This is a genomic window from Streptomyces sp. 8K308, from assembly GCF_004348315.1.
Classification (GTDB): domain Bacteria; phylum Actinomycetota; class Actinomycetes; order Streptomycetales; family Streptomycetaceae; genus Streptomyces.
This window is the reverse complement of the sequence record NZ_SMKC01000217.1, coordinates 1-12106: the sequence shown is the minus strand read 5'-3', so window position 1 is coordinate 12106 and position 12106 is coordinate 1. Positions and strand designations below refer to the sequence as shown.

Sequence of the window (12106 nt, the reverse complement as noted above, 5' to 3'; positions counted from 1 at the left end):
CCACCGTACGAAGGCGGGGCCGGTGGGACGCGTGTCCCCCGGCCCCGCGCGGGCGTGTGGTACGCCGCCGGTGGCCCGCGTCGGCGGGCCACCGGTCGGACTAGTGGGTCAGGACCTGGCCCACTCGTCGGCGTTCCAGGTGATGCCGTTCTGCGAGGGGTTGGGGATCACGTTCTGCACCGCGCCGTTCCAGGCGGTGATGCCCGGGTGCTGGTACAGCGGGATGGTCACCATGTCCTCCCAGAGCAGCGCCTCGATCTGCGCGGTGAGCTCGATGGCCTCGGCCTCGTCGGAGGTGCGCAGGACCTGGTCGAGCAGCTCGTCCATCTCGGGGTTGGAGTAGCAGCCGTTGTTGTTGCCCTTGCCCTCGGGGGAGCACTCGGTCACGGTCCGGTAGGTGGAGTTCCAGCCGGAGCGCTCGGGGGAACCGGCCCACGCGAACATGGCCACGTCGAAGCGGTTCTCGGACAGCGCGCCCGTGGTGTCGAAGAAGTCGGTCGCGGGCTCGAACTCGACCTCGAAGCCGGCCTGCTCGCAGGAGGCCTCGATCAGGGCGCCGGCGTCCAGGCGGCGCTGGTTCTCCAGGGTGCCGAGGCGGACGGTGGTGCCGACCGCGTCCTCGGCCTCCAGGATGGCGCGGGAGGCGTCGATGTCGGTGGTGCCGTACTCGTCGATGGAGGCCTGCGAGGCGTCCACGGCCTCCTGGTAACCCGGGTCCCACGGCGCCACGTTGCGGACGCGCTTGACCTCGGCGTCCGGAACGACGGGCTGGATCAGGTTGACGACCAGGTCCTCGTAGGGCACGCAGAGCGCGAACGCCCGGCGTAGCTCGACGGATTCGGCGAACGGGCCGGCGTTGAAGTTGAAGTCCAGGTGCTCGTAGGTGTACTCCTCAGCAACCTGGTTCTCGAAGCCGGAGGCCGCCTGGATCTGCTGCGCGATGTCCACCGTCGGCTGCGGCTCGATGATGTCGACATCGCCGTTCTGGAGCGCCTGGACCTGCTCCTCCTCGGCGATGGTGCGGAAGACGATCGAGTCGGCGGCCGGCTGCTCGCCCCACCAGTTCTCGTTGCGGGTGAGCGTGACCGACTGGTTGGCCTCGTAGCCGGTGATGACGTAGGGGCCGGAGGAGGGGATCAGCGCGGGGTCGGGGAGCGAACCCTCGATCACCCAGCCGTTGTTGTAGAACTCGGCCGCGGCCTCGAGCGCCGCGGGGTCGTCGCCCTGGAGCGCGGCGATGAACTCCTCCTCGGAGCCGAACCCGCCCTGCTCCGAGACGATGTGGGCCGGCTGGATGGCCACGTTGCCGTGACCCGGGCCGTCGGTCAGCCAGTCGGCGAACGGCTGGTCGTAGAGCAGGGTGAAGGACTTGCCGCCCGGCTCGCACTCGGGCATGGCGGTGTCCTCGACGCCCTGGGTGCCGACGGCGGAGAACAGGCCGTCGAAGGCGCCGCTCTGCGCGGTCCACCACAGCAGGATGTCGTCGCAGTCGATGGGGGTGCCGTCGGACCAGACGGCGGCCTCGTTGATCGTGTAGTCCACGGTCAGCGGGTCCTCGGAGACCATCTCGTAGGTGCCGAAATCCTCGTTGGGGATCGGCTGGCCGTCCTCGTTGCCGAAGGTCCAGAAGCCCGAGAGCACCTGTTCCAGGACCTGGCCGTTGGCGACTGTGTTGGCGCCCGCCGTGGTCATGTTGTAGGCCTGCCACGGCTGGGCCATGGCGTACGTCACCGTGCCGCCCGAGCCGCCGTTCGCGTCGTTGTTGGCGTCGTCGTTGCCGTCGTCATCGCCGCCGCCGCACGCGGAGAGGACGAGGGCGCCTCCCAGCAGGGCTGCGGCGATCTTCGACGTCCTGCCGAATCTCGTCATCAATCGGGCCTTCCCCAGTAAGTCACTTTGGTGTGAAGTTCCGCTGAGCTTCCTCACAGAAGAGAGCACGAACAAGTGCGATAGAGCCACCGTTGTGCAGACGAGATGTGAAGCACGCTGACCTGTGATCAGCATTTCGATCCTTTTCGGGGCGAAAGCGGGTATTTCGCCGAATCTCCGCGCGTTGACTGTGCGGTTCTGTTCGAATATCGCGCGCCGGCTGGCGGGTTGACGCGGGCGGTGCCGCGGGGGCGTCGACCCGCCGGTGCGAACACCTGCGCCATCCTCCCCCCCGGGGGGATGGAAACAAGGTGAAGTTGGGTAAAAACGCTGATGCTGTCGGTGGTTCCGTGATTCGGTGGTGGCGCTGCCTTCGAGTGTCCCGAGGGGCGAACCACACCACCCTCAACTGCCCGCATGCGGGGGGCCGACCCATGCTCACCACCATCCACACCGCCTACACCGACACCCGCGCCGCCGACCTCGCCTGGGCTCTGGGCCGGGAACCGCTGCCGTCCCTGGCCACCCTCGATCTCGAACTCTCGGGGGCGCGGGTCCAGTTGCGGGTGCTGGGCGCCTCGCACCAGGTGCTCTTCGAGCACCGGGACGGCACCTGCTCCGAGACCGTCGCGTGCATGCCGGGGAGCAACACCCCGCTGCCGTTAGGGGTTTCCCGGCGGCTCGGGAACTTCGAGTACGAGTTCGCGGCGCGCGTCGAGAGCCTGAGCGCCGGCTCGTTCGCGGGTCGCGCGCAGGAGTTGCTGGCCCTGGTCGCGGAGCACCCGCACGGCCTCGCCGGCCTGTTCCCGGGCGATCCCAACGCGTTCACCGCACTGCTCGCACAGCGGCAGGGCGGGCAGGTGCACTGGCGTACCTGGCACGCCTATCCGCAGGAGGGGCGGTTGGTGGCCACCAGGACCCGGGTCGCCGAGAGCGGCAGCCGCCGCGAAACCACTCCAGTGGGTGACAGTTCGATCCCGAAGTGTGACGTAACGTTCGGTTCATGATCCAGACGTCCGACGCCGAGCGCTCCCAGGCGGAGTGCTCGGCGGTGGCCGTGCTCCCGGTGTCGGCTGGCGTCGGGCGAACGCTGGTCCTGCTGACGGTATTCGTCTGCGCGGCCTGCGGGTTGGTCTACGAGCTCGAACTGATCGCGCTGGCCGACTATCTCGTCGGGGACACGGTCACCCACACCTCCATCGTGCTGTCGCTGATGGTCTTCGCGATGGGGCTGGGTTCGCTCGGCGCCAAGCGGCTCCGCGGCCGGGCCTCGGTCAACTTCGGCCTCATCGAAGTGGTGTTGGCGCTGGTCGGCGGTACCTCGGCGATGACGCTCCACGTCAGCTTCCTGTTCTTCGGCGAGGCCACGCCGATGTTGGTGTGCTTCTCGCTGGCGATGGGGGTGTTGATCGGGGCCGAGATGCCGCTGTTGATGACGCTGATCCAGCGGATCAGGCAGCAGGACGCGGGGCGCGCGGTGGCCGACCTCTCGGCGGCCGACTACGTGGGGGCGTTGCTCGGTGGCCTCGCCTTCCCGTTTATCCTCCTGCCGCTGTTCGGCCGGCTGAACGCGGCGCTGCTGACCGGGGTGGTCAACGCGCTGGCCGGCGGGGTGCTGGTGCTCTGGCTGTTCCGGGACGACCTGTGCCCGCGGGTCCGCCGCCGGTTCCTGCTGTTGAGCCTGGGAGTGGTCGTCACCCTGCTGTCCTGCATGGCCGTCGTCCCACCGCTGGAGCAGGCGGCGGCCGAGCGGATCGAGGCTACCTCCAGCGCGTTGGGGGGGAGTCGTTCCGGCTGACCCGTCGCCCTCTTCCGACCGGCCCGGCGCGCGGTGGGGATGGATAAGTGATCCGATCATGTGGTGTGGGTAGGCTCCGCGCCATGGCCATGGAGCACGAGGTCTATCTGCCACTGTCCGCCACCGCCGTGCGGAGTGCGTTCGCCGAGCCGGAGCGGGTGGCGCGTTGCGTGCCGGGGCTGCGTCTTGAGCCGGGCGGCGCGCTCGCCGGCCGTATGAGAGTGCGGATCGCTTCCTCGACCATTACCTACGGCGGCACCCTGAGCCTGTCCGAGCGCGGCGAGGGCGTCACGATCGAGGCGGCGGGCGCTGAGGTGAGGGGCGAGGGGACGGTGCGTCTCGCGCTCACCATCGTGCCGCGCCCGGTGACCGACCGGCCGGGCTGCACGCTCTCGTTCCGTGGCACGGTCGAGGCCGTCGGCCGGCTCGCCGACCACTCCGCCGAGCAGCGCGCCGCGGCGGCGCGGCGGTTGCTTGACCGGTTCGCCGAGGCGCTGGTCGAGGAGTTGTCGGAGCCCGTGGTCGACGCCGACGAGCCGCCGCCCGCGGCCCTGGCCGCCGGCATCGGCGCGCCCGACGACAACGAGCCCGCGATCCCCGTCATCCCGGCCGCCCCGGAGCCCGAGCCCGAGCCGGAGCGCTGGCCGGCCGAGGTCGCGGACCTCGCCGACGCCGCTCGTCTCGACGAGGTCGACGATGTCCATGGTGTCGACGACGTCGACGCGTTCGACACGGTGGACGAGGTGGACGGAGCCGACGGGGGCGTCGAGGTCGACGAACTGGTCGCGGCCGAGGCCGCCCTGCCCGAGCCGGAGGCCGACTTCGCCAGGCGCACGATGATCGGCCGGAGCGCGGAAGAGGTGGATCACGCCCCACCGCGCGGCCGGTACGCCCCCGATCCCGCGCCGGGGCAGCCGACCGGACCCGGCGCCGTGCTGCGCTGGGCGGCGCCCGCCGCGGCCATCGCGCTGGCCTCGGCGGTCATCGTGGGCCGGGCGCTGCGCCGGCGGCGGGGCGTGCTCCGCTAGGACTGTCCGGGCGGTCTTCTTCTGGCCCGCGACGCCAGCCACGGCACCTCGCCGCGTTACCCCGCGCCGCGCGGCGCCGATATGTCGCTCCGCGACGTGGGGCATGTCGGGCGCTGCGCGCCCATACGGCCACGTATGAGCTGCGCTGCCGCCGATGTGCGGCTCCGCCGCGTGGGGCGCCTTGAGCGAAGCGAATGGGGGCACTCCCCCGAGCACTCCGTGCAGGGGGCACCCCCACCCAGGCCGCCAGGCCTGGGGGAGCCAAGGGCTGATCCTCGAAGACCGCCCGGACAGGACCTGCGCCGCTCCCGCCCGCTCGGCGTCGACATGAGGATCGGCGTACATCAGATAGACGCATCAGATCGTTATCGTCATGGGGTGACCACCGACGACACCGACAGCGGAGTGCGACTCCGCGCCGCCGACACCGAACTGACCGTGCGCCCCGACCAGGGCGGCCGGCTCTCCTCGCTCCGCGTCGGCGGAATCGAACTGCTGCGCCAGGGCGAGCGGTTCGGCTCCTTCGTGATGGCGCCCTGGTGCGGCCGTACCCGCGAGGGCCGCTTCAGCAACGGCACCACCACCCACCAGCTGCCGCTGAACGCAGGCCCGCACGCCATCCACGGCACCGTCAGGCACCGGCCCTGGCAGCTGGTCAGCTCGGACGACAGAACCGCCGCGCTGGTCTGCGACCTCGGCGTCTCCGACCCCTGGCCCTATCGGGGCCGGGTCAGCCAGCTGATCGAGCTCGCCGAGGACGGCTTTGGGCTCACCCTCACCCTCGGCGTCGAGACGCTGGGCGACTCCTTTCCCGCGCAGGCCGGCTGGCACCCCTGGTTCCTGCGCACCCTGAGCCCCGAGGGCAAGGACGTCACCATCGACTTCACCGCCGAGTGGCAGGAGGAGCGTGGCGACGACCACCTGCCGACCGGCAACCGGATCCCGCCCGGGCCCGGGCCCTGGGACGACTGCTTCGGCATGCCGGACGGCGTCCGCACCACCCTGGTCTGGCCGGACGAGTTGGAGTTGACGGTGGCCAGCCGCACCCCCTGGGTCGTCGTCTACGACGAGCAGCCAGAGGCCGTCTGCGTGGAGCCCCAGTCCGGGCCGCCCAACGGGCTCAACACCCACCCCCGGCTGGTCACCGAGATCGAGCCGCTGGAGATCTCCACAAGCTGGACATGGCGAAGGCTCTGAACGGGCCTGGCGTAGTGTCGTGAGCCATGAGCGTGCGTGACGAGCTGCTGCGGCAGATCAAGGACAAGGCCGTCGTCCACGGCAAGGTCATCCTCTCCTCGGGGCGGGAGGCCGACTGGTACGTCGACCTCCGCCGGATCACCCTGGACGGCGAGGCCGCGCCGCTCGTCGGTGAGGTCATGCTCGACCTCACCGCGGACCTCGACTTCGACGCCGTCGGCGGCCTGACGTTGGGCGCCGACCCGGTGGCCGCGGCCATGCTGCACGCGGCGGCGGCCAGGGGCCGGCGGCTCGACGCGTTCGTGGTGCGCAAGGCTGGCAAGGCACACGGTCTGCAGCGCCGGATCGAGGGTCCCGACGTGGCGGGTCGCCGGGTGCTGGCGCTGGAGGACACCTCGACCACCGGCGGCTCGGTGCTCGACGCGGTGGCCGCGCTGCGGGAGGCCGGCGCCGAGGTGGTGGCGGTCGCGGTGATCGTCGAGCGCGGTGCCGCGCCGGCCATCGAGGAGGCCGGGCTGCCCTACTACCAGGCGTACGCGATGAGCGACCTGGGGCTGGGCTGATCACCCCCCTGAACAGGGGGTGTGACACACCGTAGTTGTTTCACGTGAAACTGTCGCGCGCTGTCCCGGTATGGGTCCTTCTCTGGAAGGATGAGTGGGACGACGGCGAGCAGATCAACGCATACAAGGAGCGGACAGATGCCGATCGCGACCCCAGAGGTCTACAACGAGATGCTTGACCGGGCCAAGGCGGGCAAGTTCGCCTACCCGGCCATCAACGTCACCTCGACGCAGACCCTGCACGCCGCGCTGCGCGGCTTTGCCGAGGCCGAGAGCGACGGCATCATCCAGATGTCCACCGGCGGCGCCGAGTTCCTGGGCGGCCAGTACAGCAAGGACATGGTCTCCGGCGCCACCGCGCTCGCCGAGTTCGCGCACGTCGTGGCCCGCAAGTACCCGATCAACGTCGCCCTGCACACCGACCACTGCCCCAAGGACAAGCTGGACGGCTATGTCCGGCCGCTGCTCGCCCTCTCCAAGGAGCGCGTCGACCGGGGCGAGAACCCGCTCTTCCAGTCGCACATGTGGGACGGCTCCGCCGAGACCCTGAAGGACAACCTGGAGATCGCCGAGGAACTGCTGGCCCTCGCCGCCGCCGCCCGGATCGTGCTCGAGGTGGAGATCACCCCCACCGGTGGTGAGGAGGACGGCGTCAGCCACGAGATCAACGACAAGCTGTACACCACGGTGGAGGACGCGCTGCGCACCGCCGAGGCGCTGGGCCTCGGCGAGAAGGGCCGCTACCTGCTGGCGGCCTCCTTCGGTAACGTGCACGGCGTCTACAAGCCGGGCAACGTGGTGCTGCGGCCGGACCTGCTGAAGGACCTCCAGGAGGGCGTCGCGGCCAAGTTCGGCAAGGCTTCCCCGTTCGACTTCGTCTTCCACGGCGGCTCGGGCTCCACCCAGGAGGAGATCGCCACCGCCCTGGACAACGGCGTGGTGAAGATGAACCTGGACACCGACACCCAGTACGCGTTCACCCGCCCGATCGTCGACCACGTCTTCCGCAACTACGACGGCGTGCTGAAGGTGGACGGCGAGGTCGGCGACAAGAAGACCTACGACCCGCGCAGCTGGGGCAAGCTCGCCGAGGCCGGCATGGCGGCCCGCGTCACCCAGGCCTGTGCCGACCTGCGCTCCACCGGCACCCGTCTGAAGTAGGCCGCGGCCGAATCGGTCGCCGGCCGACCCCCTCACCGGAAGCGGCACACTGGACCACATGGCGATTCACGAGAACCTGCTCGGGGGCCCGCCCCCGACCCACCTGCCCGACGACCCGGAGCCCCGTGAGATGCTGGCCGCGGGCACGGCGCCGGCCGAGGTGGCCGCGAAGTACCCGGCCTCCTCGCTCGCCTGGGCACAGCTGGCGGACGACGCGTTCGCCGAGGGCCGCACGGTCGAGTCCTACGCCTATGCCCGCACCGGATACCACCGGGGCCTCGACGCGCTGCGGCGCAACGGCTGGCGTGGCCACGGCCCGATCCCGTTCGAGCACGAGCCCAACCGGGGCTTCCTGCGCGCCCTGCACGCGCTGGGGCGCGCCGCCCAGGCGATCGGCGAGGACGAGGAGTACGAGCGCTGCTCGCAGTTCCTGCGGGACAGCTCCCCGACGGCGGCCGAGACCCTGTCCTGACACCGGGCTCGGCGAGACTCCGCCGAAGCACCATCGCGATACAGATACACACCGAGGCGTCCCGCGAGCGCGGGACGCCTCAGGCGTGTCTTGGCCGCCGTTCCACCGGTCACTGGCCGGCGGTGGGCGGCGTGATGGTGCCGATCAGGCGGGCGTAGGCCACGATGTTGGAGTCGTAGCCGCCGTCCGCGGTCCAGCGGCCGCCGCAGGTGATCAGCCGCAGCTGGGGGGTGTCGACGGCGCCGTAGACCCGCAGGTCGGGGAAGTCCGCCTTGGGGTACTGCTCGACGGAGTCCACCTCGAACAGCGCGGTCTGGCCGTCCTCCCGGTCGATCTCGATGAGTTCGCCCGGCTGGAGCTGGCCGAGGCCGGCGAAGGCGGCGGGCCCGGTGTAGGTGTCCAGGTGGCCGACCAGGATGGCCGGCCCCTGCTCGCCGGGCGCGACGCCGCCCGAGTACCAGGCGGCCCGCATGGCGTCCTCCTCGGCCGGCGACGGCGGACCGCCGTCCGTGCCGAGCAGGGCGCCGAACACCTCGACATCCGTGCCGAGCTGCGGGATGCGGATCCGGGTGGGGGTCGAGCGTGGCAGTGGCGGTGCGACGACCCCGGAGGGCAGTTCGGAGCCGTCCAGGTTGGCCGTGGAGCCGGCGTCGGGTGCCGCGCCCGGGGCGTCCACCGCGCCCGGCCGGGAGACGCCCTCCGCGATGCTGCTCGACGCCCGGGCCTCGCTGACGACCTGGCCCGAGCCGGGCAGCAGCAGCCCGCCGGCGAGACCCACCGTGACGGCGGAGGCCGCGGCCGCCACCTCGAGACGGCGGGCCCGCAGCGCGAGCCGCTGGTGGCGGGTGGCGCGGGCCGCCGCCTCCCGGGTGCCGTCGCCGGGCCGGGCCAGGACCAGCCGCTTGACGGCGCCGGCGGCCGACACCACGGGGCGGGTGACGCGGCGGCACCAGGCGAGGGCCCGCCGCACCGCCTGGGCCAGCACGCCGAGGCAGGCCCGGTACGGCCGGAGGGCCAGGCGGCCGAGGAACCGGACCGGCCGCAGTGGGTTCAACGCGGCTCCGAGGCGACGCACGCCGCGTCGCCCGGGCCGGCCGGCCCCGCCCGCCCCCGCCGGCTCCCCGGCGGGGGCCGCGCCCTCGGTCCGGGCCGAGGGCGCGGCCGGGGTCACGGCCGAGGCTGTGGCACAGGCCGCGGCCGTGGTCGCCTCCGTGCCCGCCGCGGGGGTCTCGCTCGGCCCACCGGCCGCGCGGCCCCCGTGCTCCTTGTCGGGCCTAGACCTGACCTTGCGCGGGTCCCGCGGAGTGCGCGGGGTGCGCCGGGGCTTGACCTTCCGCATCGCCCGCGGGACCCGCAGGCGAGGCGGACGGTCGGCGCCCCGTAGCCGCCGCAGGATCTGGCGCACCGCCGCGCCTCTCAGTAGTGGCTGCCGGTGGCCCGGCGCCGGCGGGCGAGGAACACGTAGCCGGCGGTGCCGGCCACCGCCACCCCGCCGCCGACGGCCAGCGCGGTCGCCGCCGAGTCGCCGCCCCCGACGCCGCTGCTGCCGCCGAAGCCGGCGGCCGCGCCGCCGGTGGGGGTGGCGGAGGTGACGGTGAAGTTGGTGGTCAGGGTGACGCCGTCCCGGCAGCGGACGGTGACGGTGTAGCTCCTTCCGGACTGCAGGCCGCTGGACTTGATGCGGCCGGTGCCGACCCACTGGTTGTTGCTCGACTGCCGCAGGGTGATGTCCTGCTGGAAGGCGGGCGAGGTCGCCGGGCCGTTGGGCTCGCAGGCGGCCCGGACGGTGACCGAGGTGTTGGGTGCGCCCGAGCTCGGCGAGATGGTCAGGGGTGCCGAGGGGGTCGTCGGCCCCGAGTCGGCCTGGGCCTCGGCCCTGGCCAGGGTCGGGGTGGCTGCCAGTCCCAGGGAGAGCAGGAGGGTGGCCGCTGCGGCGGCCAGGCGGCTTCTGGAGAGCGCGATTCTCATGAGCGGTGACCTCCGGGTCGTCTGCCGCACGCAGGGAGGCGTGACGGGTTGTCATCTATGCGAACAGCGCGTCACGGAGGTCGCATCCGGAGATGGTCCCAGCGGGTGGGGGATTGCTCCGTTGGGTGGTCGACGTGGGTGGTCAACGTGGGCGGTCGACGTGGGTGGTCGACCGGCGCCGCCCGGCCCGCCGGGGCGGGCCGGGCGGCGGGGTCACTTGCAGTCCAGGTCGCGGCGGTTGAAGCCGGCCAGGCCGAGCCAGATCAGGCCGCCGGCCAGGGCCGTCAGGATCAGCAGCGGCGTCCACGTGAGGTCGGCCGCCGGCACCTGCGGGACGTGGCCGATCGGGGAGAAGTTGGCGAGCCAGTCGGGCAGGTCGACGAGTTCGCCCAGATAGACCACGAGGAAGGAGTACGCCGGAACGGCCCAGGCGGCCGCCGAGGCGCCGGGGAACCAGCCGAAGAGCACGACCGCGATGCCCGCGGTGACCCAGAGCGCGGGCGCGTAGGCCAGCGAGGCGCCGGTCAGCGAGGTGACCAGGCCCCAGTCGTCCGTGGACGCGGCGCCGGAGAGCCCGAAGCCGAGGCCGGCGAGCAGCAGTACGGCGGTGCCGCCGACCAACGACACGGCCAGGTGGCTGGCCAGCCAGCGGGTGCGGGAGAGCCCGGTGGCGAGCACGGGTTCGGCGCGCCCGCCGGTCTCCTCGGCGCGGGCCCGCAGGGCGGCGACCACCACGTAGCAGGCGGCGAGGACGACGAGGACGGTCATCACCACCGAGGCGAACGACTCCACCACGTCGCCGCCGAGCTGCTCGATGACCTCCCGCAGCTGGTCGTTGTCCCTGATCATGTCCTCGGCGCTGCCGAGGATGGAGCCGTACATCAGGCTGAACAGCAGCCCGCCGGCGGCGAAGCCGAGGAGCACGCCGCGGTGCAGCCGGAAGGCGAAGCCGAGCGGGTGGGTGAGCGCCTGGGAGGCGGCGGGCCGGCCGGGGCGTGGGGGCCGCAGTCCGGCGCCGACGTCGCGGCGGGTGGAGAGCGTGAAGGCCGCGGCGGCGCAGGCGGCGGCCAGCGCCAGGTTGAGCAGCAGCGGCCACCAGCGGTTGTCGACGTAGGCGTAGGTGCGCTGGGCCCAGCCGATCGGGGAGAGCCAGGAGACGGCGTCGGCCCCGATGTCGCCGACGGCGCGCAGGGCGAAGGCGACGCCGACCGCGGCCATGCCAAGACCGGAGGCGCCGCGCGCGAAGGCGGTAATCTGCGCGCCGACGGCCGTGATGGCCGCGAAGCCGATGCCGGCGGCGGCGACGGCCGCGCCGAGGAGCAGGGAGCCGGAACCGGTGACGGTCTCCACGCCGGAGCCGCCGAGGGCGGCCGCGAGCAGCAGTCCGATGACGAGGTTGGCGGCGACGGCCACGGTGAGCGCGGCGGCCAACTGCGCGTGCCGGCCCACGACGTTGGCGCGCAGCAGCTCGGCGCGGCCGGTCTCCTCCTCGGTCCTGGTGTGGCGGACGACGGTGAGGACGCTCATCAACCCGACGGTGATGGCCAGGTAGCCGATCATCTGGTGCGCCGTCATCGCCCCGTAGGTGTAGTCGGGGCCGCTGACGTAGTGTTCGGGGCCGGTCATCGCCAGGCCGGCCGGCCCGCCGAGGGTCTCGGCGGCGCTGGCGCGCTCCTCGGCGGTGGCGTACTGGCTCTCGAAGCTGGAGAGCGAGGACATGGTGACGAGGGTGGTCGCCAGGATCCACACGGGGAGCCTGACCCGGTCGCGGCGCAGCGCGAACCTGATCAGCGTCCCGGTGCCGGTCAGGCCCTGGCCGGGCGGGCTGAGCCGCCGGGTTCCCGTCAGGTTGGGCGGTGTCGGCCGCCGGCCGGGGCCCTGCCCGGCTTCGCCGGCCGTGGCCGTGCGGGCCGCGGCGGCCGATGCCGGCGCGGCTCCGGTCTCGGTGCCCTGGTTCACGGAACCGTCGCTCACCTCGGGCTCCTTCGGGCCGTTCCGTCCGGCAGGACGGAGTCGTAGTGGCGCAGCATCAGCTCCTCGAGGGTGGGCG

The 12106-nt window shown here is 72.5% G+C and carries 10 protein-coding genes and 1 pseudogene; 7 read left to right on the top strand and 4 right to left on the bottom strand.

Annotated elements, in window-relative coordinates; genetic code table 11:
- Positions 1 to 108: 108 nt before the first annotated feature.
- Positions 109 to 1869 carry an ABC transporter family substrate-binding protein gene (locus E1265_RS24795; protein ID WP_132933226.1) on the bottom strand — a complete coding sequence of 587 codons (1761 nt, stop codon included), beginning with the start codon at positions 1867 to 1869 and terminating at the stop codon, positions 109 to 111.
- 434 nt (positions 1870 to 2303) lie between these two features.
- Here E1265_RS24795 and E1265_RS24790 point away from each other — a divergent pair, with 434 nt between their 5' ends.
- The 7 genes and pseudogenes from E1265_RS24790 to E1265_RS24760 all read left to right on the top strand — a co-directional run bounded on the left by E1265_RS24790 (position 2304) and on the right by E1265_RS24760 (position 8088).
- Entirely contained in the window at positions 2304 to 2876 is a 573-nt protein-coding gene (locus E1265_RS24790; protein WP_132933225.1) for a DUF2617 family protein, read from the top strand.
- Positions 2873 to 3529 (top strand): annotated as a pseudogene (locus E1265_RS24785) (spermidine synthase); the annotation flags it as partial. The gene E1265_RS24790 and the pseudogene E1265_RS24785, both read left to right, overlap by 4 nt.
- A gap of 221 nt (positions 3530 to 3750) precedes the next feature.
- Positions 3751 to 4695 (top strand): hypothetical protein, encoded by a 945-nt coding sequence (locus E1265_RS24780; RefSeq protein WP_347877245.1) that lies wholly within the window; start codon positions 3751 to 3753, stop codon positions 4693 to 4695.
- A gap of 378 nt (positions 4696 to 5073) precedes the next feature.
- The gene (locus E1265_RS24775; protein WP_243741086.1) at positions 5074 to 5892 is read left to right on the top strand and encodes an aldose 1-epimerase; all 819 of its coding nucleotides are present in this window, start codon (positions 5074 to 5076) and stop codon (positions 5890 to 5892) included.
- Positions 5893 to 5918: 26 nt separating this feature from the next.
- Positions 5919 to 6455, top strand: a complete 537-nt coding sequence (gene pyrE / locus E1265_RS24770; RefSeq protein ID WP_132933223.1) for an orotate phosphoribosyltransferase — start codon at positions 5919 to 5921, stop codon at positions 6453 to 6455.
- 138 nt (positions 6456 to 6593) lie between these two features.
- Positions 6594 to 7616 (top strand): class II fructose-bisphosphate aldolase, encoded by a 1023-nt coding sequence (gene fbaA / locus E1265_RS24765; RefSeq protein WP_132933222.1) that lies wholly within the window; start codon positions 6594 to 6596, stop codon positions 7614 to 7616.
- Between the two features lie 58 nt (positions 7617 to 7674).
- Positions 7675 to 8088, top strand: coding sequence for a DUF3151 domain-containing protein (locus tag E1265_RS24760; RefSeq protein WP_132933221.1), 414 nt, complete (start codon positions 7675 to 7677; stop codon positions 8086 to 8088).
- Positions 8089 to 8197: 109 nt separating this feature from the next.
- Here E1265_RS24760 and E1265_RS24755 read toward each other — a convergent pair whose 3' ends face one another.
- From E1265_RS24755 to E1265_RS24745, 3 genes are all read right to left on the bottom strand, one after another.
- Positions 8198 to 9142, bottom strand: coding sequence for a class F sortase (locus E1265_RS24755; protein WP_132933220.1), 945 nt, complete (start codon positions 9140 to 9142; stop codon positions 8198 to 8200).
- A gap of 362 nt (positions 9143 to 9504) precedes the next feature.
- The gene (locus E1265_RS24750) at positions 9505 to 10056 is read right to left on the bottom strand and encodes a hypothetical protein (RefSeq protein WP_132933219.1); all 552 of its coding nucleotides are present in this window, start codon (positions 10054 to 10056) and stop codon (positions 9505 to 9507) included.
- A gap of 213 nt (positions 10057 to 10269) precedes the next feature.
- Positions 10270 to 11865: an ABC transporter permease gene (locus E1265_RS24745; RefSeq protein WP_132933227.1), complete on the bottom strand. Its 1596-nt coding sequence runs from the start codon at positions 11863 to 11865 to the stop codon at positions 10270 to 10272.
- Between the last annotated feature and the right edge of the window lie 241 nt (positions 11866 to 12106).

Excerpts from the sequence above, each read along its gene's own strand:
- E1265_RS24750 (WP_132933219.1), bottom strand. The coding sequence starts at position 10,056 with ATGAGAATCGCGCTCTCCAGAAGCCGCCTGGCCGCCGCAGCGGCCACC.
- E1265_RS24780 (WP_347877245.1), top strand. The coding sequence starts at position 3,751 with ATGGCCATGGAGCACGAGGTCTATCTGCCACTGTCCGCCACCGCCGTG.
- pyrE (WP_132933223.1), top strand. The coding sequence starts at position 5,919 with ATGAGCGTGCGTGACGAGCTGCTGCGGCAGATCAAGGACAAGGCCGTC.
- E1265_RS24795 (WP_132933226.1), bottom strand. The coding sequence starts at position 1,869 with ATGACGAGATTCGGCAGGACGTCGAAGATCGCCGCAGCCCTGCTGGGA.
- fbaA (WP_132933222.1), top strand. The coding sequence starts at position 6,594 with ATGCCGATCGCGACCCCAGAGGTCTACAACGAGATGCTTGACCGGGCC.
- E1265_RS24790 (WP_132933225.1), top strand. The coding sequence starts at position 2,304 with ATGCTCACCACCATCCACACCGCCTACACCGACACCCGCGCCGCCGAC.
- E1265_RS24760 (WP_132933221.1), top strand. The coding sequence starts at position 7,675 with ATGGCGATTCACGAGAACCTGCTCGGGGGCCCGCCCCCGACCCACCTG.